The sequence below is a fragment of the Bdellovibrio sp. HCB337 genome, from assembly GCF_047302465.1.
Taxonomy (GTDB): domain Bacteria; phylum Bdellovibrionota; class Bdellovibrionia; order Bdellovibrionales; family Bdellovibrionaceae; genus JACMRP01.
Map to the genome: position 1 here is coordinate 2,646,726 of NZ_CP178621.1, position 21,453 is coordinate 2,668,178.

General features: G+C 46.9%; 19 protein-coding genes and 1 tRNA gene. 6 read left to right on the forward strand and 14 right to left on the reverse strand.

The features are described 5' to 3' along the window. The first annotated feature begins 164 nt into the window (after window positions 1–164). Window positions 165–422 (forward strand): hypothetical protein, encoded by a 258-nt coding sequence (locus ACLWBB_RS12755; RefSeq protein WP_413287910.1) that lies wholly within the window; start codon window positions 165–167, stop codon window positions 420–422. A 34-nt stretch (window positions 423–456) separates the two neighbouring features. On the opposite strand, the gene ACLWBB_RS12760 is transcribed toward ACLWBB_RS12755, so the two are convergent. The 13 genes from ACLWBB_RS12760 to ACLWBB_RS12820 form a co-directional block, all read right to left on the reverse strand. Further along, window positions 457–1,344: a hypothetical protein gene (locus ACLWBB_RS12760; RefSeq protein ID WP_413287911.1), complete on the reverse strand. Its 888-nt coding sequence runs from the start codon at window positions 1,342–1,344 to the stop codon at window positions 457–459. A gap of 116 nt (window positions 1,345–1,460) precedes the next feature. Then, complete coding sequence (gene dut / locus ACLWBB_RS12765; RefSeq protein WP_413287912.1) at window positions 1,461–1,910, reverse strand: dUTP diphosphatase; 450 nt, start codon at window positions 1,908–1,910, stop codon at window positions 1,461–1,463. A gap of 20 nt (window positions 1,911–1,930) precedes the next feature. Next, window positions 1,931–3,154 carry a M16 family metallopeptidase gene (locus tag ACLWBB_RS12770; RefSeq protein ID WP_413287913.1) on the reverse strand — a complete coding sequence of 408 codons (1,224 nt, stop codon included), beginning with the start codon at window positions 3,152–3,154 and terminating at the stop codon, window positions 1,931–1,933. Window positions 3,155–3,205: 51 nt separating this feature from the next. After that, window positions 3,206–5,299, reverse strand: coding sequence for a polyribonucleotide nucleotidyltransferase (gene pnp, locus ACLWBB_RS12775; RefSeq protein ID WP_413287914.1), 2,094 nt, complete (start codon window positions 5,297–5,299; stop codon window positions 3,206–3,208). Between the two features lie 293 nt (window positions 5,300–5,592). Next, window positions 5,593–5,862 carry a 30S ribosomal protein S15 gene (gene rpsO, locus ACLWBB_RS12780; protein WP_413287915.1) on the reverse strand — a complete coding sequence of 90 codons (270 nt, stop codon included), beginning with the start codon at window positions 5,860–5,862 and terminating at the stop codon, window positions 5,593–5,595. A gap of 136 nt (window positions 5,863–5,998) precedes the next feature. Continuing rightward, window positions 5,999–6,910 carry a tRNA pseudouridine(55) synthase TruB gene (gene truB / locus ACLWBB_RS12785; protein ID WP_413287916.1) on the reverse strand — a complete coding sequence of 304 codons (912 nt, stop codon included), beginning with the start codon at window positions 6,908–6,910 and terminating at the stop codon, window positions 5,999–6,001. Continuing rightward, entirely contained in the window at window positions 6,911–7,318 is a 408-nt protein-coding gene (gene rbfA, locus ACLWBB_RS12790; RefSeq protein WP_413287917.1) for a 30S ribosome-binding factor RbfA, read from the reverse strand. Continuing rightward, a complete protein-coding gene (gene infB / locus ACLWBB_RS12795) occupies window positions 7,318–10,248 on the reverse strand; it encodes a translation initiation factor IF-2 (protein ID WP_413287918.1) in 2,931 nt (976 codons plus the stop codon). The genes rbfA and infB overlap by 1 nt, the downstream gene beginning before the upstream one ends. 87 nt (window positions 10,249–10,335) lie before the next feature. Then, the gene (gene nusA, locus ACLWBB_RS12800; RefSeq protein ID WP_413287919.1) at window positions 10,336–11,733 is read right to left on the reverse strand and encodes a transcription termination factor NusA; all 1,398 of its coding nucleotides are present in this window, start codon (window positions 11,731–11,733) and stop codon (window positions 10,336–10,338) included. 19 nt (window positions 11,734–11,752) lie between these two features. Next, entirely contained in the window at window positions 11,753–12,307 is a 555-nt protein-coding gene (gene rimP, locus ACLWBB_RS12805; protein WP_413287920.1) for a ribosome maturation factor RimP, read from the reverse strand. 191 nt (window positions 12,308–12,498) lie between these two features. Next, window positions 12,499–12,942, reverse strand: a complete 444-nt coding sequence (locus tag ACLWBB_RS12810; protein ID WP_413287921.1) for a GNAT family N-acetyltransferase — start codon at window positions 12,940–12,942, stop codon at window positions 12,499–12,501. Continuing rightward, on the reverse strand, window positions 12,939–13,592 hold the full coding sequence (locus tag ACLWBB_RS12815) for a hypothetical protein (RefSeq protein WP_413287922.1): 654 nt from the start codon (window positions 13,590–13,592) through the stop codon (window positions 12,939–12,941). Before ACLWBB_RS12815 ends, ACLWBB_RS12810 begins: the two co-directional genes overlap by 4 nt. Before the next feature lie 149 nt (window positions 13,593–13,741). Next, the gene (locus tag ACLWBB_RS12820; protein ID WP_413287923.1) at window positions 13,742–14,935 is read right to left on the reverse strand and encodes a hypothetical protein; all 1,194 of its coding nucleotides are present in this window, start codon (window positions 14,933–14,935) and stop codon (window positions 13,742–13,744) included. A gap of 329 nt (window positions 14,936–15,264) precedes the next feature. Between ACLWBB_RS12820 and ACLWBB_RS12825 the strand changes: the two genes are divergently transcribed. From ACLWBB_RS12825 to ACLWBB_RS12840, 4 genes are all read left to right on the forward strand, one after another. Continuing rightward, complete coding sequence (locus ACLWBB_RS12825; RefSeq protein ID WP_413287924.1) at window positions 15,265–15,924, forward strand: hypothetical protein; 660 nt, start codon at window positions 15,265–15,267, stop codon at window positions 15,922–15,924. Window positions 15,925–16,028: 104 nt separating this feature from the next. Further along, a tRNA-Leu gene (locus ACLWBB_RS12830) sits at window positions 16,029–16,115 on the forward strand. A 214-nt stretch (window positions 16,116–16,329) separates the two neighbouring features. Further along, the gene (locus tag ACLWBB_RS12835; RefSeq protein ID WP_413287925.1) at window positions 16,330–17,280 is read left to right on the forward strand and encodes an SPFH domain-containing protein; all 951 of its coding nucleotides are present in this window, start codon (window positions 16,330–16,332) and stop codon (window positions 17,278–17,280) included. Further along, a complete protein-coding gene (locus ACLWBB_RS12840; protein ID WP_413287926.1) occupies window positions 17,277–17,951 on the forward strand; it encodes a tetratricopeptide repeat protein in 675 nt (224 codons plus the stop codon). The genes ACLWBB_RS12835 and ACLWBB_RS12840 overlap by 4 nt, the downstream gene beginning before the upstream one ends. 19 nt (window positions 17,952–17,970) lie before the next feature. On the opposite strand, the gene msrA is transcribed toward ACLWBB_RS12840, so the two are convergent. Next, entirely contained in the window at window positions 17,971–18,564 is a 594-nt protein-coding gene (gene msrA / locus ACLWBB_RS12845; protein WP_413287927.1) for a peptide-methionine (S)-S-oxide reductase MsrA, read from the reverse strand. A 171-nt stretch (window positions 18,565–18,735) separates the two neighbouring features. On the opposite strand from msrA, the gene ACLWBB_RS12850 reads away from it, so the two are divergent. Then, a complete protein-coding gene (locus tag ACLWBB_RS12850; RefSeq protein WP_413287928.1) occupies window positions 18,736–21,453 on the forward strand; it encodes an RCC1 domain-containing protein in 2,718 nt (905 codons plus the stop codon).

Here is a 21,453-nt window from a genome sequence, read left to right on the forward strand (position 1 = left end):
ACGTTTTTCTTGTCCGCATTTCAACAAGTAAATAAGACCCTATAGTGTAAAAATAAATTGGCCTCGTATTTCCATCCCATTGTGAAAATCTGCCTTTAGACTCGGCCACGTCCGCCGATCTATTATACAAGATGGAAAGCTTCAACAGAGTGAAAAATCTTAGTATGTCTCTCGCCGCCCTAACTCTACTCAGTGGTTGTTCTATGGATGCGCAACTTCTCGATCTTCGAGAGGTCGGCAAGGTATTCAACAACTCGCAACTTGCAGGTTTTGTTTCAAGCTCCGCACAGAATGAAAAAACAGCGGCTGGTTACAAAATCCAAAGCTCTTCAGGCGATTACAGCAACAGAATCGAAGAAACCACCAGCGGTGGCTATAAAGTCTACATTTCCGCACAAGGAAATATAATTTCTGACAATTAAGAGAGATGTCCGTATCTTACAGATGTTTCATTAACTATTGTGTGGCTCTATTTGCACCCGCTGGAGCGGCGCCAGTAGTGCCCGATGCGCTTCCGCCGCGGAAGAATGACTTCGAGTCATTGCAATATTCAATAGCCGTTTGCATTGTCTGCAAACCGTCCATGGAAGCTGCAAAACTTTCAACCGTTTTTCCAAGGCCGTCAGCGGATGAGGTGCTATTATTGATGTTTGTCGCTTTCAAGTCCGCATCTTTCGTAGCTTTATTGATGAGCTTTGTAAGTCGTTTCGTGTCGCCATCAGCAACATCTTCACGGCGACCACCTACTTGCGGCGACTCTTTGGCAAAAGCCTCTGCGATATTTTTATAGCCCAACAAAACGCCTTGGCAATAGTTCGAAACCTTCGCAGAGTCTGTCATACTCATGCTATTCATGCCCTTTGCAGAATTGTACGCCGCTAAAACGCGATCACAGGCTCTTCTCGTCGCAGTCGCGCACATTACTTTTTCTTCTTTGTCTTTTCTGCTGCCACCCGTGCAAGTCGTGATAGAACGTAGCTCGTCTCCAATCATAGTGGTCGTACGCGACCATACGGTTGTGATTGGCTTCCCATCCGTATCGACCGCTGGCTTCAATCTTACTTCAGAGATCGCAAGAACATTATCATTCTCTATCTCTTCTGTGACCCATTCCAAACGATGAGAAAACCCCACTTGGGATTCATAGGATGCTTTTGTTTTGGCTTCATTGGTACCGACGGTATAATTGCCTACGGGATCGTTTTTAAACTTTCCGTTTTCAAATGGAAGTTCACCAAAAGAATATCTTTCAGCCAGCATCTTACGCTGTTCTCCGTCTGCTTGCGCAGAAAGCGAAGAAAGAAGACCAACAACTAATACCAGAGAAAATGAAAATTTAGGCATGGGCACTCCTGATGCTGTTATTTTAACCCGCAGGGGTCAGAAATAACATGCTGGAGCGCCTGAGCTAGACTTTACGACGGAATCAAACTGTTCTGAAAATGAACAAGGAATTGTACCTAGGCGCGGCCCGTAGAACCGAAACCACCGATTCCACGTTCTGTCATGGACAACTCATCCACCAATTCAAACTGCGCTTGAATCACGGGAGCAATTACTAATTGAGCTACGCGCTCTTGATCTTGGATCAAAACAGGATCTTGGCCCAAGTTGATCACGATGATTTTCACTTCACCACGGTAATCAGCATCGATCGTTCCCGGCGTGTTCAATACAGTCACACCTTGTTTAGCCGCAAAACCGCTACGAGGACGAGCTTGGATTTCGAAGCCCATTGGCACTTCAAAGCTAAGGCCTGTCGGAATCATCGCTCTTTCGCCTGGCTTCAAAGTCATCGGTGACGTCAATTGTGCACGCACATCCACGCCACTCGCACCTGTAGATTGATATTGAGGAAGCTCGCCTTTGAAGTTGTCTAATTTTTTAATTTTTACTGTTAGTGATTTCATGAATGTCCCCCAATAAGTTCTTAGAACTCAAAATCTTTCCACCATGAGTTTAGATCGTCGACTCCCGCACCCATAAGGACGCCGGAAATCTTATCCGTATCAAACTCGTTACGAACGAATTCGTTCACCGAAGCCCGAGTCACTTTTTGGATTTGTTGAATCACCGAATCTACAGATCGGTATTCGCCAAAAACCATCTCGTTGACGGCGATCGAAGTCATACGGTTTTCAATATCATCAGATCCCAGCAAAATGCTACCAATGACTTGAGTCTTAAAAAGCTCCACGTCCGAAGCCGAAGCCCCGGTTTTTTTAAGCTTACGAAGCTCTTTCGAAATAATATCAGATACTTTGCGAACACTCTTTACGTCAGTGCCCGCGTAAATCATCATAGCGCCTGAATCCACAAAGGTGTTCAGCATGCTATGAATTGAATAAACCAGGCCCTTCTTCTCGCGCACGCTCTGATAAAGCTTTGAGGTCATGCCTCCGCCCAACAAAGTATTCACGATATAAGATTCAAAACGTTGGTCATCGCGGAAACTCGCCGTTGGCAGACCAACCAGCATATGAGTTTGCTCAGAAGATTTTTCGAGAACTGCACGAGCCTTTTTCCAACGTGGTTTTTCACGTTTCGCAGAAAACTTGGCTTTTTTCTTTTTCGCGAGCTTCTCTTCGACTTTAGAAACAAAGATCTTATGATCTAAGCTTCCAGCCGCCGTGACGATGATGTTTTTACCCGTGTAACGAGACTTGTAATAATCCATCACTTTTTTCTGTGACATACTCGCCACAGATTTGACCGTGCCCAGAATTGGCGTTGATACCGGATTCCCAGCATACGCTTTTTCAAACAGCACGTCATAGATCAACTCTTCCGGAGTATCATCCGTCATTGCGATCTCTTGTAGAATCACGCCTTTTTCCAAACGGAAATCATTGGCAGTGATCTCCATGTTGCTGACCAAATCACAAAGTACATCAAGAGCCTTCTCCCAATGATCCTTCAAAACCAAAGCGTGATAACAAGTGTATTCACGAGTGGTGTACGCGTTGAGGTCTCCCCCAAGAGCTTCCAAAGATTTTGCAATTTGATAAGCAGAGCGGGTTTTAGTGCCCTTAAAAACCATGTGCTCCAGAAGATGAGAGATTCCTCCCTCATCCGCGGATTCATCACGAGTTCCCGTTAACACCCAAATCCCGATAGATACAGCACGAGAGTTCGGGTGCTGTTCACTCAGCACCCGAATCCCATTGTCTAATGTCGATTTATGAAAAGGAATCACAGCGCGCGACTAGTTCAACAAAGCTTTACGAGAAAGCTTGATACGACCTGCGCGGTCAACTTCAAGAACCTTCACGTCAATCATATCGCCCTCTTTAAGAACGTCAGTAACGCTACGGATTCTTTCGTTTGCGATCTCAGAGATGTGCAACAAACCTTGCGTGTTCGGAAGAATTTCAACGAAAGCTCCGAATTCAGCAATTTTCACAACACGGCCTTTGTATGCCTTACCAACTTCAGCCTCAGCACAGATGTCATTGATCATCTTGATAGCTGCTTTAGTTGCTTCAGGATCAGCAGACGCGATGTTGATTGTACCATCGTCTTGGATCTCGATCTTAACACCAGTTGCTTCAGTGATTCCACGAATCACTTTACCGCCGGCACCGATCACTTCACGGATCTTGTCTGGCTTAATTTTGATTGTCTCGATACGCGGAGCGAACTCAGAGATCGAACCACGAGCAGCCTTAATCACTTTTTCCATTTCGTTCAAGATGTGAACGCGACCGTCTTTAGCTTGCGCCAAAGCTTGTTCCATTACTGCGAATGAAACAGAGTCAATTTTGATATCCATTTGAAGAGCCGTGATACCAGTTGCAGTACCCGCTACTTTGAAGTCCATATCGCCCAAGTGATCTTCATCACCCAAGATGTCTGTCAAGACAGCGACGCGATCGCCTTCTTTGATCAAGCCCATTGCGATACCCGCAACGTTGCCTTTTGTTTGAACGCCGGCATCCAACAACGCCATTGTACCCGCACAAACAGATCCCATAGAGCTAGAACCGTTAGATTCCAAAACCTCTGCTACGATACGAATTGTGTATGGGAATTTTGCATGATCAGGAATGATTGATTTCAATGCACGCTCAGCCAAGTTTCCATGACCGATTTCGCGACGACCTTGACCACCGAAACGACCTACTTCACCTACAGAGTATGGAGGGAAGTTGTAGTGAAGCATGAAACGACGAGTTTGGTCGCCCAACAGAGCATCTACCATTTGTTCGTCATCAGCAGTTCCCAAAGTCACAGTCCCCAAGCACTGAGTCTCACCACGAGTGAAAAGACCAGAACCGTGAGCACGTGGCAACAACGCCACTTCGCAACCGATTGGACGAACTGTTTTCACATCACGGCCGTCGATACGAACCGCTTTGTCCAAGATCATGCTACGAGCTGCTTTGTACTTCAAATCTTCAACGATAGAAGCCAATTCTTTCGCACGCGCATTCAAAAGCTCTTTATCAGTGATTCCACTGAGCAATGCTTCTTTCGCTTCCGCATGAGCCGCATCACCTGCCGCATAACGATCTTGTTTTACTTTGATTGTTAATGCTTTAGCGATTGGTTCTTTCAACATCTCTTCTGCTTTTGAACGGAACTCAGGATCGATCTCTGGAGGAGTGAAACTGCGTTTTGATTTAGAACCCGTTTTTTCACGAAGTTCATCTTGCGCGTTCAATAGAGGCAACATGGATTGGTGACCGAATTTCAAAGCAGCCAAAACATCTGCTTCAGAAATAAACTTAGTCTCACCTTCTACCATCAATAGACCATTGCGAGTTCCCGCAACGATGATGTCCATGTCGGACTTTTCCATTTGTTGCGGAGTTGGATTCGCTACGAATTCACCGTCAACGCGACCAACTTGGATCGCAGCTGTAGGACCGCTGAATGGAATTTCAGAAACGTGTAAAGCCGCAGATGCACCAAGGCTTGCCAAGATTTCTAGAGGGAAAGCGCCGTCAGCAGAAAGAACCGTCGCCACTACCTGAGTTTCATTTCTGTAACCTTCAGGGAAAAGAGGACGAATAGGACGGTCAATCAAACGTGCTGTCAATACAGCGTCTGTCGTTGGTTTACCTTCACGTTTAAAATAGCCACCTGGAATTTTACCAGTAGCGTAGAATTTTTCGATGTATTCAACAGTCAGTGGGAAGAAGTCGAGTGTCGATGCCTTCTTGCTAGATACTGCTGTCACAAGCACCATATTGTTACCGCATGTAACAAGAGTGGATCCATCAGCTTGTTTCGCCAAACGGCCTGTTTCGATGGTAATCTGTTTTCCGCCCACCGAAGTAGTAACAGTCGTTTTCATTGATTCTCCTTATAGTAGTATCCCGCTTTTTTCTTTTTTGCGGGATGGGCCTTGGTGGCCATTTATTTTTTAAAACTAACGTATTTTGACTTCTATTTTGGGTGAAGTCCAGCTTCGGGTCTTGCGACCCTCCGCGTGGGCTTCGCCTCCCTGCGGGTCTCGGCATCCGCCGAAGTCCACCTTCGGGTCTTGCGACCGTGGGCTTCGCCGCCCTGCGGGTCGCGTGCGAGGAAGTCCAGGCTCGCCGCCCCCAAAAAGCAAGAAAGGCCCGGGGTTCCCGAGCCTTTTTCCGATTACTTACGGATATCTAGTTGTTTCAACACCGATTCGTACTTTTTAGTGTCAGTACGGCGAAGGTAATCAAGAAGCTTTCTTCTTTGGTTTACCGCAGTCACCAAACCGCGACGGCCGTGGTGGTCTTTTTTGTGAGTTGAGAAGTGACCAGTCAATTCGTTGATTTTTGCTGTCAAAAGAGCGATCTGAACTTCAGAAGAACCTGTGTCCAAGTCTCCGCGTTGGAATTTTTTAACGATTTGCCCTTTTACTGTTTTTGCGACTGCCATTAAAGTCTCCTTTGTGTTGAAAGCCAAAGCCTTCAGGTTTTTATTACCGGCGTATGAGCGTCATGGCTGTCGCTCGGCCAGTTTTGAGATGTCTTTTAAAAGACGGACTCGGTTCTCCCATGTTTGGAACCGAGGGTCAATACTTTATCACTCTTTTTATGACAAAACCCCGGTCTTTTTCGATACCTACGATGGCTAAGAGCTTGCCAGAGGTCAGAGACAAAACCTGAATGATTTCGTCCTTTTGAGGGTCAAACATTGTAATCAAGAAGGATCTCAGCTCGTGGCTAATCTGACCGTTACTTAAAAGGGTCTGATCATGGCCACGAATACGCACCTTTTTTGCACTGCCCAAGGCCTCTTCCATCGGAATCATCGCTGGGATTTCCCGCCCCTGCTTCAAGCCCTCTTCCAAATCCTCCAAGAGAACGGATTGCTCTAAAGCATAAGGATCCGACCATGTACGGGTCAAAGCGCTCATGGTGGCGCCACAACCTAGCTTTGCGCCCAAAAGCTCGATCCAAGAGCGAACATAGCTGCCCTTAGAACACTTAAACTTAAATTCAGCCTCGGTACCGTCAAAACCCAAGAACTCGACATCCCAGAATTTCATGATCTTATGGGGAACTTCGACTTCTTGTTCTTTGCGAGCATAGTCATAAAGCTTTTGCCCATTGATTTTAATGGCCGAGTAAATTGGCACCTTCAGGTTCATCTCGCCTTGAAGGCTCAAACCGATTTTTTCAACTTCGTCTTTGCTGACATTGACGGGGCTGGTTTTCAAAACTTGGCCTGTGATATCCAAGGTGTCGGTTTCAACACCCAGCTTAGCTTTCAGGTGATATGCTTTATCGCCCTCTAAGATATACTGACTGAGTTTGGTCGCCTCATTGACAAGACCGACCATTAAACCTTCGGCCATAGGATCCAAAGTTCCAGCATGTCCAACAGACTTGGTGCCAAGAATACGACGCAAACGCGCCACCACATCATGGCTGGTCACCCCAGGAGGTTTTCTTACCAATACAAGGCCGTTAAATGGAGTCATTTACTCTTCTTCGTTAGAGTCATCGGACGCATCAGAAGCGCCACGACCTTTTCGCTCAGTCTCAAGATCCGCTAGAATTCTTTCAACTTTCAAGATTTGCTCGGTGTTGGAGTCAGCAAAGAACTGCAATTTTGGGCAATAGCGCATTTTCAGTTCTTTACCGATGTAATTTTGAATTTCAAAAGCACGCTCCTGAAGAAGATCCACGGTTTCATCTAAACTCGAGGCCTCTCCAAGAACACTGATATAAACCTTTGCCATGCGCAGGTCCGCGGGCATTTGCACGCGGGCCACTGTCACTAAACCTGGCAAAGGCGATCTAAAGCCCGAAATCAAAAATTGAGCAATGGTCTGCTGAACCTCACGTTCGACTCGAGCTACTCTGCGGCCATCACTCTCTTTTTTCATTACGGATTCGCCTCATAAGTTAATTCACGGGCAACTTCTTCTTTTACGAAAGCTTCGATATTGTCGCCGACTTTAACGTCGTTGAAGTTTTCGATGCCGATACCGCACTCAAAACCAGTCGCCACTTCTTTAGCGTCATCTTTGAAGCGTTTCAGAGAAGAAATCTTGCCTTCGTAAACGATCTTACCGTCACGGATCAAACGAGCCATGTTAGATCTTTGGATCTTACCATCTACTACGAAGCAACCTGCAATCGTTCCAATTTTAGGCACTGTAAAGATGTTGCGGACTTCCGCACGACCCATAACTTTTTCGACGATGTCTGGAGTAAGAAGACCTGACATTGCCTTTTTCAAATCATCCACAAGTTCGTATACGATCGAGTAAGTACGGATATCTACTCCCGCACGTTTTGCAGCCGTTTGAGCGCCGCCATCAGGACGTACGTTGAAACCGATAATGATACCGTTCGCAGTATTCGCCAAAAGAACGTCAGATTCGCTGATACCACCCACCGCAGAGTGAATCACACGTGTTTTCACTTCAGCAGTAGAAAGCTTACGAATCATGCCGTTGATCGCTTCCAAAGATCCGTGAACATCGGCTTTCAATACGATCGCCAACTCTTTCACATCACCTTTAGTAACTTTCGAGAAAATGTCTTCTAGAGACATTTTCGAAGCAGGAGTATACTCTGCTTTCTTTGCTTGATCTGCGCGAAGCTCAGAAACTTCAGTCGCAGTTTGCTCATCTTTAACGATGTCAAAACGATCGCCCGCTGCCGGAGTGCCCTCAAGGCCCAAAACCTCTACCGGAGTACCAGGTCCTGCTTCTTGAACACGCTCACCACGGTCGTTCGTCAAAGAACGTACGCGTCCTTTGATTGTACCGGCAACGATGTACTGACCAATTTTGACAGTTCCATCTTTAACCAACAACGTAGCAACGTTTCCTTTTCCCTTTTCCATTTTGGCTTCGATCACAAGACCGGTACCAGAACGTTGAGGATTTGCTTTAAGATCTTGCAACTCAGCCACCAAGTGGATGTTTTCAAGAAGCTCTTTAATACCCGTTTTCTTCAAAGCAGAAACTTCTACGAAGATCGTAGTACCGCCCCACTCTTCAGGAACGATTTCAAGCTCGGTCAATTGTTGCTTAATTTTTTCAGGATTCGCACCTGGCTTATCAATTTTATTAACTGCAACGATGATAGGAACGCCTGCTGCTTTAGCGTGATTAATCGCCTCTGCAGTTTGTGGCATCATACCGTCATCCGCTGCAACCACGATCACAGCGATATCTGTTGCATTCGCTCCACGCGCACGCATTGCCGTAAAGGCTTCGTGGCCCGGAGTATCTAGGAATGTAATCAAAGAACCATCATCCAACTTCACATTGTAGGCACCGATATGCTGAGTGATACCGCCGGCCTCGCCTGCAGCCACATTCGCTTTACGGATAGCATCCAACAAGCTGGTTTTACCATGGTCAACGTGACCCATGATGGTTACAACCGGTGGACGAGTGATAGCTTCTGCTTCGAGATTTCCGAAGGCAGTCTCTGTCGCTACGTCTTCCGCTGTTTTAAATACGTTTTGCGCTTCCCAACCGAACTCTGGAACGATCAATGCAATTGTATCGAAGTCCAAAGCTGTATTCATCGTCGCCATCACACCATTTTGCATGAGGGATTTGATGAGTTGAGGAGCTTTCACGCCCATCTCCATCGCCATATCGCTCAACTTCATGGTGTTGTTCACCTTAAGAATACGCTTCAAAGCTTTTGGAGTAGTAATTTGAGTTTTCATGCTAGCGCGTTCCAACATGCCTTTTTTCTTTTTAGGCTGGAACACCATCTCACGCTTACGGAACTCAACCGCATTAAAGTTTGCGATTTGTTCTTCTTGCTCACGCTCTTTTGCAGAAGGACCTGCTGCCGCCGGGCCAGCCGGAGGACCGCTCGGAGCGAATTTAGGTTTCTTCTTATCGTCAAAACGTCCATGACGACTTTCTGCTGTTTCTTCTACCACCTCAGGTGCTGCAGCCATGAAACCCGCACGAATGTTGCGATTTTGAGCCGTGCGAGGAGCACCACCAAAACCGCCCGGACGAGGAGCGCCACCGAAACCAGGACGATCACCACCCTGGCCTCCGCCTTGTCCACGATCTCCACCTGGTCTTTGTGGAGCTTGTTGAGCCACACGGGAAAGATCCATGCGACCAATGATATTTTTACGACCAATACTTGGAGCCGCCGTTGCTGCACTTGCAACACCGCTGCTACCAACAGTAACTTCTTTCTTACGAGCAACACCTGCTGCCACCGGAGCTGCCGCTGCTACGGGAGCTGCTGGCGCTTCTGGTGCTGCTGCGGCAGGAGCTGGTGTTTCCACCGCTGCTGGAGCTTCAACAGGTTCTGCTTTTTTAGCGACTGGAGCCGGTGCTTCAACAGCCGGAGCCGCCTCTTGAACTACTTCTTCTTCAGCTTCTTCTTTTTCAACAACAGCTGCTTTTTTACGAACTACTTTTGTAGCCGTTTTTGCAGTTTCTTCTGCCGCTTCTTCTTTCGCAGTTTTTGCTTTAACTGCTTCCGGAGCTTCTTCAGCACCCGCCGTGGCCTTACGACGAACTACTGTAGATTTTGCCGGAGCCGAAGCTGCCGCTGCGGTTTCTGCTGCAGCTACTGCTGCTGCCGCCGCAGGAGCTGCCTTTTTGGCAGGGGCTTTACGAGTCGCCGCTTTTTTAGGTTTCGCTTCCTCAGTCGATTTATCACCGCCACTGAGTTTGACTTTAATTTGCTCAAGAACTTCCGGCTCAAGCTCCGACATATGGCTCTTCACAGGAAGGTGCCACTCGCGGATCTTGTCCATCAAGGCCAATGGGGTCATCCCAATTTCTTTGGCAAATTCAAAAACTTTTGGATTACTCACTTAGACTCCTAAAATAGTTTAACTCTCGCCCAAAATACTTAAATACAATTATAGTCCGCGTTCTCGGCCATCCGGCCTGAGCTGAGACTAGCCTTCGCTGTCTTCTTGAGCTCCGAGTTTTTCCAACTCTTGCTTCAAGCGAAGATCCGCTTGTTCCTTCGCAGATCCGCCAGCTTTGCTTTCTTTCGCTGCTGTTGGAGCTGTTGGGATTGGCGTGCCTTCTTTTTCATACTTAGCAATCAAAGCTTTCGCTTCGTTGATCAATTTCTCTGCGCGCTCTGGATCGTCATAACCAGGAATAGTCATGATCTCTTCAACTGGCGCATTTGCTACAGATTGGAAAGAACCGAAACCAGATTGGAAGATATTTTGCGCCATTGTTTGATTCATACCAGGAATCAACATCAAGTTGAAGATAGACTCTGCCGTACGAGACGCCGCTGAAGATTCAGAAATGATATCCAATTTCCAAGTCGTCAATTTTGCAGCCAAACGAACGTTTTGTCCACGTTTACCGATGGCCAAGCTCAATTGACTGTCTGGCACAACCACTTCCATCTCTTTGTTTGCTTCATCAACAAACACGCGAGAGATCTCAGCTGGAGCCAAAGCGTTGCACGCAAAACGTGTTACGTCTTCATCCCAAGGAACGATGTCGATTTTCTCGCCACGAAGTTCTTGCACGATGTTTTGTACGCGAGAACCCTTCATACCAACGCAAGCCCCTACTGGGTCTACAGAGTTGTCTTTAGAGCGAACCGCGATTTTCGCACGTTGTCCTGGTTCACGAGCAGCACTCATGATCTCAACAACGCCGTCATAGATTTCTGGAACTTCCATTTCGAAAAGTTTCATCAAATAACGTTCGTCCGCGCGCGACATGATGATTTGCGGACCACGAGTCGTTTGACGAACTTCCGACAAGTAACCTTGAATGCGGTCGCCCGGTTTATAAGACTCACCAGGGATTTGTTCACGTGGTGGGATGTACGCTTCCGTACGACCCAAATCGACAACGATCGCGCCTTTTTCTACACGGCGAGCGATACCAGAAGCGATTTCGCCTTTTCTTTCTTCAAACTCGTTGAAGATGATAGAGCGTTCAGCATCACGCACTTTTTGCATGATGATTTGTTTTGCAGTTTGAGCAGCAATACGGCCAAGTTCACCAGCATCCATTTTGATACCGATAGAGTCGCCTTCTTGCGCTTGAGGATCGAGTTTCAAAGCTTCATCCATTGGGATTTCAACTTCTTCGTCGATGTATTTTTCACGGGGAACAACTTCTTTAAATTGGAAAAGTTCAACTTCGCCAGTTTCTTCGTTGTAGGTGGCTTCGATCTCGCGGTATGTGCCGTATTTCTTACGGGCAGCAACAAGCATACCTTGAGTGATAGCTTCTACCACTACTTGCTTGTCGATACCTTTATCTTTACCGACTTGTTCAATTACGCGACTGAGATCTGTAAACATGTTGTCAGCCATTTAACTCACCTCTTCTAGGTTATTTTTTTTGTCCCTTAGTTAAAACAAAAAGCACTTTTGATTTTTCCACGGCGGAGAAAGGAATACTCACTTCCTCGTCTTTGAGTTGGAATTTCAGCGTCTCACCGTCAAATGCTTTTAATACTTCTTCAATTTGTTTTGCGTTCTTCATGCCCTTGGTTGTGACACCAAAGCTTTCAAGAGCTTGGCCCACTTTGACCCAGATTTTTTTGCCAACGACTTTTTCAAAGTGCCATGGCTTACGCAGGATGCGGTCTGCACCCGGGCTTGAAACTTCGAGGTTGTAGGCCTCGCCAGGAATCAGGTCTTCTTGAGCGTCTAAAATTTCATTGAGTGCTCGAGATACATTGGCGCAGTCATCGATGCTAACGCCTTGCCCCTCTTCTCCCGTCGCAGTTGCTGCAGGAGTTTCTCTATCAATATATAAACGGAGCGTACGACCTTTACCGATACCAACGAATTCGATATCGTACAAAATGCAACCTTCACGCGAGGTTACCTCTTGCGCTACTTCTTCTACTTTTGCCATCCACGATGGATTTGATTCGGTCATTAAGTTTTGATTTCCTAAGTTGCTGTCTAATTTCGCCTGACCCGAGTTGATGAAACTAAGTCAGAATTGAATCAGTCTAGCTCCGGCCCTCGGGGCCTACGCATCCAGCCGGAGGCTGAAAAACGCAAAACGGGCCCTTCAAGGCCCGTTCGAGTGTGAAACTAGCAAAAAAGGCTAAGCGATGCAAGGGTTTATCTCAGGGTATAGAGCCAAGCCGTGCCGCCATTGGGGTAGTAGTTGCTGCGAATCCCCATTCTCTTAAAACCTAAGGACTCATAGAGCCGCCAAGCCCGCGTATTTTCGTCGTGAACCTCTAACCACAGTTCGCGGTCTGCAGGTTTTACAACAATCAGATGTCCCATAAGGCTGCGCGTCAATCCGCGCTTCCAACTGTCGGGATGGCTGGCGACCACAGAAATCTCCCACGCCACCGGGGTCACACGATACAAGATAAAGCTCATTAACCGTCCGCCGTCAAAGATCCCCCACCCCTCCGTTGAACGGAACTCTGCGCGCAAACTCTCTGGGGGCCACTGAAAACCGACAAGATCTGGATGGGCGCGATAAAGATCGGCCACCACCTGCAGGACACGCCCTTCATCATCAGGAGTGAGAGGGCGCATTTCAAAACTCACTGCGCGCCTACTTTGTTATTGAGATTCTCAGCCAAGATATTACGAACTTTGTACTTACGCTTGATGATTTCAAACCACGCGCGCGTACGCTCTTCCAATTGCTGCTGAGACAGGAAGGTTTTGATGTTGTCTTTGAACGTCGTAAACGGCATGCCGCCGAACTTCAAACGATTCTTCTCGTAGTAAGCGAGCGCTTCGGCGTCACTCACAATTCCCACCATTGAATTTGTCTTAAATTGAATGAAGGCCTTCGCCGTCAGTTTTTGCGCCACGAACTTCTTTAGCTCTGCGGGACTTACTTCTAAAGACTCCCAATAAGCTTTTCCATCAACAGCTTTTTCGACTTTGCGAACAGATTGCTGAATCTGTTCTTCCGAGATTTTTGCGACCGAGAAACTCTCAGCCTCGCGGTCCACAACCACTTCGAGGAGCAATGCGGTCACCTCGTTCATCATGCCTGCATCGCCCAAACGCACTTCGTGCAGGCTCGCCTTTGCATCTTTGGCAGGAAATAAAATGCGATCTAGCACAGCCGAGATCTGAACCTCACGACTGGTGACCACACGATCCCCCACTTGCCCAACAGATTGTGAAATCACCGTTGGGGTCGCCGCTATTGATAGAGCACTGAATGCTAAAAGCAAAAACATCTTCATGCTTTTAGGATGACACTAGCGCCTAAAAAAAGAAAGCCCTTATGATTTCTCATAAAGGCCTTCAACCACTAGGAATTAGTTTTTAAATCTAACTTAGTCCGCGTTCGGGCCATCCGGCCCTACCGCTCCTCGGCGTGCGCCGACTAGAAATTCACCTTAGCTGCGATAGCGAGTGTGTAGTAGCTCAGCTTTTCAAGCGGAGTACCACCACTGTAGTAAGGTCCAGTCACGATTGCCTGATTGTCCACACGGCTTGAAAGATTGAACATGTAACGGTACTCGAAACCAAGAGTAAACTTCTTGCTAAGTTCCAAGTCCACACCTGCAGTCAAACCCAAGTCAACAGCGTGTGAATCGCTTGTTGTACCATTGTTGTTGTATTGATTGTTATAACCCAACACTTGTGACCAGTCGTACTTACGATAGCTGTAAGACACCAATCCACCAACAACCGGACGAACCATACCAGAAATCAACTGGTACTTCGCTGCAATCGCACCTTGATATTGATCAGCGTCGATCAAATCTGGGTAGTATGGATTCACGTAACCATCGATTTTCTCAACAGTGTAGTTAGAGTACATGAATGAACCTTCAACGATGAGGGCGTCAAACTTTGTACCGAAAGCCGCACCGAATGCATAGTTACCACGAACGTTTCTAACATCCGGATAATCACCGATACCAGCAATCGCGCTGAAGTATTTTACTTCAGTTGGAGCTACTTGAGTTTCAACTTTCATCGCGCTTTGCAATTCTTCACGAACTACATCACGCAAGTTTTCTTTAGGCTCTACCGGAGTCACAATAACAGGAGCTTGAGCTGCTGCTTGTTGTGTGTTCACGCTGACATTTGAGTTCTCAGCGCTGATCTGAGTTGTAGAACCTTGCAATTGTTCAAACTTATTTCCAAAGAGAACATCTGCACGTTTTTTCTCGTCTTCAAGACGAGAAGATTCCAACTTCTCAACGATTTTTTGCTCTGTTTGGATCTCAGCGTCCTGACGAGATTTTCTCATCTGTTCCGCACGAGATTCCACAAGCGGAGAAGATTCAATCAACGCCACTGGCTGTTTTTGAATCTGTTGTGCTTGAGCATTTGCGTTTGAAGTAGGAGTCGCCTGATTTAAAATATAAATCGGCTGGCTGCCATTCCCAGCAGAACCTGCAACGCTCGCACTTGTTGGAGCTTGTGCCGCTGGAGCAGTGTTAGCCTGCTTTTGCGCATACATTTGGTCGAGTTCTTGATCGACCTCGGCATCGAAGTTCGTGCTTTGAGCTAAACTCAAATTAGGAACGATACTTAGAGCCGCAAGGATATAGAAATACTTCTTCATAGAGTTCTCCTCGTGGTTTAGCTTTTTGTGTCCAAAAGGCGTAGAGCAATGCCTGTGCCAAAAATGCCGTTTTTGGGCCGCTGCGTCTAAGTGTTTGATATCAAAGCCCGAATGAAATTATGGAAGCTGGGGCATTTTGGCCCTGAAACCGCAAAAAGTGACGAGTTTGGAAACACTCCCTGAAAGGATTTCATAAACCCTTGTTATTCCTGTCTAACATTCTTCGGCTTTGTCTCAGAGTGAATCGTCCAAGTCGAACCTATTAGATCTGAGGTGGCACTGGTCTTGTTATATCTATAGATAAGTGAACCCTCTAAAAGGAGTTAGATATGAAAAACCTGATGGCCGCAATGATTGCAGTAAGCCTTGTAAGCTCAATGGCTTTCGCCCAGGGCACTTCAAATACAAAACTTCGTAAGAAAGCCCCAACGACTTACAACTACGATCCAGACACGCTCAGAACCGCAATCCGTTCTGAATACATGGTAGATGGCTTTAACCTGGGTTTTGAATACGTGAATATCAACAGTCGCCAATTCGACGTCAAAAGCAAAGTCACCGGCACAGTTCAGAAAGGCTTGAAAGAAGAAGGCAACCCAACCGGCAACCAAGTTGGTGTTAAATTCGGTTACAAGCAAATCCGCCGTGGCGGCATGGGATGGGATCTGAACGCCAGCCTTCTTAAAAACACGAAGCGCCCTGAAGGAACTGCTGAAGTTAACATGTTTGCGCCGTCTGCGAACTTTGTGGTGTCAGCCCCAGAATACGTCTATGGCTCTTTAGGTGTGAACTCGATGGTTCTTTTTGGCGAAGCTGAATCGAACTACTCTGCTCGCCTCGGTTACCAAGTCGGTGGCGGCTTAGTTCTAGGCAAGAATTTCAACATGGAAGTCTTCTATAGCTGGGTGAACTACGGTGAAGAAACTCAGTATGCTTTGATGGAGAATCGAAGCACGACAACGAACGCTCGCCTCATTTACGCTTTCTAAATACCCACGCTGAATAACTCGCCGCTTCCTTAGCCCAAGAACTGTTAAAAACAGCTTGTGCGAAGCGGCCTTTTTCCATTAGAACATATTTCTATTTTCCAAATGGCCCTGTGGTGGAATTGGTAGACGCGCTGGACTCAAAATCCAGTGCCCGCAAGGGCGTGGGAGTTCGATTCTCCCCGGGGCCACCAAAATTTTGCTCCTGCAAAATTTCATTCAGACTTCTTTTAAGCTTAGTAGATCTCGACTCAAGAATTGATATTTATCTGGAATATACTTTTGCGGACAAAAAAACAGACACCACAATAGTCTCTCTATTTAAAATACGCTCTAAAAAGCCCAGACTTGCCTCTGGATCTTAAGAAAATAGCTTAAAAAACCGATGGTTACTTACGGAGAACCATCATGTCGAATCAGTCCTTATTGTTTAAAGGAATATACGAGTTTGAAGATCCTTCAGGAGCCCTCGTTGCTGCCAAAGTTCCGGCAGTAGGCTCTGTGGATTTATATTCTGGGACCACCATCGTTGTGCGCCCAAATCAATGCGCGATTTTTATTTATAAAGGCGAAATCGCGGATATGTTCTTGGCTGGAACACACACTGTGCAAACCGAGAACATGCCGATCCTCACTCGTCTTGCAAATTGGAAATTTGGTTTTGAAAGTCCACTTCGTTGCGAGCTTGTGTTTTTGTCTGGCCAGGCATTCACAACCCGCAGATGGGGCACACCGCAACCTGTGTTGGCTAATTTTTCTGACTTGGGCTCAGTTCCTATTCGCGCTTTTGGAAATTTCAACGTGGTACTAACAAACCCAAAAAATTTCTATACGAAGCTCATGGGCACTCGCACTACTTTTTCGATCTCAGATATTGAAGACTTCCTTCAAGGACAAATCGTCGAGCTTCTTCCTGAAGTTTTATCTGAAGTAAAAAACCTCAACGACTTAGCGACCTCTTACAACGCCCTTTCTAAAAAGCTCGAAGCCGCTGTGAAAAAAGAGATTGATGAGTACGGATTGGGTGTCCAAAAAATCCAAATTCTTTCAGCATTACCTTCTAAAGAAGTGCTTGAAGCTATGGAGGCTAAAACCGCTATCCAGATTATTGGCTCGCAAAAGGAATACTTGCTTTACAAAGCTGCCACAAGTTTGGGTCAAGCCAACGACACTCAAGGAAATGATCCTCTGCAAATGATGATGGGTATGATGCTGGGAAAAGGGCTCTTAGGGGCTGACTATCACGAGAAAGAAAAAGTCGTTGCAGAAGTCGGCACATCCAGTGGATGCCGCCACTGCGGAGAGGCCCTTCAAGGTGATGCACGATTCTGTTCTCATTGTGGAAGGAGAAATTCATGAGCTTCGAACTAATTTGCTCTGGCTGCGGTGCCATGAGTGGCCCCTCTGTGGGCATTTGCCCCTTCTGCAAAACTGTTATGGCTTCGTCTGACGACAAAAACTCAATACAAAAGAGCTCCATCATAAAAACTTATGAAAGTGGACGCTTGGATCAAGCACTCAGCTTGGCTAAAAAGCTTTATACGAACGATGAAGACTCCAAAAAAGATGCAGACTTCCTACTCTTATATGCAAAAATTCTTTTAGATACCGAAGGCCCCACAAGCCTTATCAAGGGCTTACTGACCGAAGCTCATCTGCTCGCTCCGACCCATCGAGACGTTTTAGATTACATTGAGCTCATCGAAGGCAAATCACACCTCAAACAAGGACTCAACGATAGCGGCGAGGTTTTGCTTAAAAACCTCATCCGTCGTTCACCTCAGAATATCCATGCTCACTTTTTACTGGGAACTCACCTGTTTTGGTCTGAAGGCCAATCGCAAATGGCAGTTCCTCACCTTGAAACATGCGTGCGCTTGTCACCAAACTTTTTAAGAGCTTGGGGATGTCTTGGTGTCATTTACAAAAAACTGGGCAATGCTCAGCTTGCCAACAGAGCGTTTCAAAAATGTGCAGACCTTGAGCTCAATTCAGATATGAAAACTTTCTTCCTTCAGCAGATAAAGTAGTTCCGGCTGGCGGGTTTCGTTAAAATTCGACTTTTCGAATGAAGTGACAGGTATAACCATCAGGATTTTTTTGCAGATAATCCTGATGGTACTCTTCGGCTTTCCAGAACTCTTCAGCCTTGCTCACGACCGTCGTCACAGGTTTACCCCAAGCTTTGGATTTATCCACTCTTGCAATAACATTAAAAGCTGTGTTTTTTTGCTGATCGGAACCGTAAAAAATCGCGCTGCGGTACTGAGTCCCGATATCATTCCCTTGGCGATTCAAAGTCGTTGGATCGTGAATCTTAAAGAAATAAAGTAGCAAGTCTTCATAGCTTAAGCGTCGAGAGTCGAATTCCACTTTGACTGTTTCTGCGTGATTCGAGGTCCCGGTTTTTACAGTATTGTAGGTAGCATTGGGCACTTTGCCGCCCATGTACCCCACTTCCGTGTGAGTCACTCCGGGAAGTTTGCGAAGCAAATCATCCATCCCCCAAAAGCAGCCTCCGGCAAGATAAGCCACTTCGGTCGTCACTACGGGTTTTGCTTTTTCTGCTGTTTTCGCAAAAACATTTGTACTGAAAAAAATGGCAAGGCACCAAACTGCGAAATATGATTTCATCTTCTTCATCCTCTACCCTAGAGTTTTTTTGTAAAGATATTTTAGCACGGTTTCCATTCTCTCAAAACAAGACATCTTTTGCACCACTCAACAAACACTCTTTTATAGGAAGCGTACAAAGTTTTTTTGCCGACACCTTTTGCTCCTCTACGGCACCAATGTCCAGTCCGATAAAGAGATATGCAAACAATTGTCGCACTCTTATCGCTGTTGATTCTGAGCGCCTGCAACTACAACGCAGGCCTGCTGGGTTCTTCGTCGGAACCGTCCCTCAATATGACCACCAAGCCCACTGATGCAAAGATGACGGTGTACTCTGCAAAGGCTTGGTATCAAGATCCAACGCCTTACCTTACTTTTTTTGGGCCTTTTGATGCCGAAGCTATTGTGCTTTATAACTCTGCGGACTGCAGTGGATCGGTGTTGACGGAAAAAACGTTGAATAGCGCCGTTACCACTTTCGTGGACGTGCAAACTCCAACATTGTCTCCGGGACAACACTACTTTTCCGCACGCTTGCGCTTCAATGCTTCCGAGCAATCCGAATGTATCTCGATGTCTTCACCCTACGTTTATAGCCCAAAGAGCGCGCTCACAAGCTTTATGACTGACCGTCATTCGATGTCTTTAAAAAGCGATGGCTCGGTGGCCGTTTGGGGAGACCTCTCACGCTCACAAACTCTCATGCAAAAGATGCCTCTACTTACAAGCGGAGTCACAAAAATATTTCAAGAATTTCCTGGCGCACTAAAGAGTGATGGCAGCTTAGTTTTTTGGAGTGACATGACGCCCTTTGATCCGACAGTACTGGATCTAAATTCGGAGATTGTAGATGCGGCCGGATCCAAGAATGATTTCTCTGTTTTAAAATCGAATGGTGATGTTTGGACCTGGGGCTGGTCTTATGGACAAGAAACTATAATGGCCACCAATGCGCAAAAAATATTTTGGAACAACTCTGATGCGTTTGCGGCTCTTAAAAATGATGGCTCAGTCGTTGCTTGGGGCGACCTCGGCCGTGGCGGTGACACCGCTATTGTTGCGCCAGACTTAGCAAGTAATGTCGTTAATGTGTTTACAAAAACTGACGCCTTTGCAGCGCTCAAAGCCAATGGCTCCATCGTTGCCTGGGGTGATGCCTCTGTTGGCGGAGACATCAGCGCCATCAGTGCACTTGTAAATACAAACGTTCAAACAGTCGTCAGCAACGAGTACGCCTTTGCTGCTCTCAAAAATGACGGCAGTGTTTTTACCTGGGGTGACTCCGCATTAGGAGGCGACACCAGTTTGGTGGCAGCAAGTCTTTCTAGTGGTGTTCAAGAAATCATCCCCGCAACAGAATCCGGTTTTGCAGTCCTTAAAACCAACGGGTCCGTCGTAACTTGGGGAAGTGCTCATCTAAACATTCCAGGTGGTATGGCTGCGGCGCTCAGCACGGGTGTTGTTAAAGTTGTTGCCACGGATTGGTCTTTTGCTGCTCTGAAGTCAGATGGCTCTGTCGTGAGCTGGGGAAGAAACACTTACATGACGGACTGGACGACGGCACAACCAAAAGTTGCAAGCCAAGTGGTCGCGCTCGTCAGTAACAAAGACCAATTCCTTGCGCTTAAAAGCAACGGGGCCGTCGTTGGTTGGGGTATGTTCGGTGAAGCTCCTACTGGCGAAGATATCGAGACCCAGCTTGCATCCGGAGTAACACAAATTCTTTCTGACAATATCGCCACTTTTATGGCGCGTAAAAGTGACGGGACTTACATCACCTTTGACTCGATCTACTACACTCTGACAGATACAGCCCTTGCAGAAAGACTGCCTTCTAAACCGAAATCCGCAGCAGTTGCAGGAGACGTTGTTGGCTTTGTCATGGAAGATGGTTCTGTCAGTTTTAGGGGGCACGGTCCCGCCTATGGGGATTCCTTCAACGTCGCTGCCCAAATTTCGTCGGGCGTAAAAAAACTCTATGGCAATGACGAAGCCATGGCGGCCATTAAGAACGATGGCTCGGTTGTCGTCTGGGGTACTGGCGATTCAACTGACACAGCTGCCGTCGCAGCTCAACTGACTTCCGGAGTTGAAAGCATTTACAAAACCGCTCGTGCTTTTGCAGCATTGAAAACCAATGGATCCCTGATTGTTTGGGGAGATGCCGGCTGGGGCGGCAATACCGTTGCTGTTGCCGCAAGTTTGACTTCCGGGGTTGTGAAGGTTGCAGCTTCAGATGGCGCGTTTGCGGTTCTCAAAGCCGATGGCTCAGTCATCACTTGGGGAAGCAATTTTTATGGCGCCGATAAGTCTGCCGTTGCAGGGGCTGTCTCTTCGGGGGTTACAGAAATTGTAGCGGGTCTTCAAGACTTTGCTGCTATCAAAGCCGATGGCACTGTTGTTAGCTGGGGAACTGGCCCTGGTGAAGACTCCAGTATGGTGACTGCAGATTTAGTCAATGTGGTCAGCGTTGTTGCTTCACGCTCCGGATTCTCTACCGCCTTTGCTGCTCTTCGCGCCGATGGCTCTGTCATCACTTGGGGTGATAGTTTCCAAGGTGGAGACTCTTCGGGGGCGACCGCAAAAATTTCTTCTGGGGTCAAAAGCGTCGTTGGTTTTAGTGGCGGTTTTGTCGCGCTCAAAACGGATGATAGCATCGTTGGGTGGTCGGACCCATGGATGCCGTTGATAGAAACCACGGGTGTTGAGTCTGTTGTTGGAGTCGGTGACGACTTTGTCATACACAAAAAGGACGGCTCTATGACGACAGGGATGAGTCTCTTCTATGGCGATCCGTATACTCCACTGATAGAAGCTGGTGGCGTGGAAGCCATTGCCGTGGATAATGGCTTTATCTACATCCGCAAGGATGGTGCCTTGCTTGGGAAAATTCCACGCACCTTTATCGAGATGTAA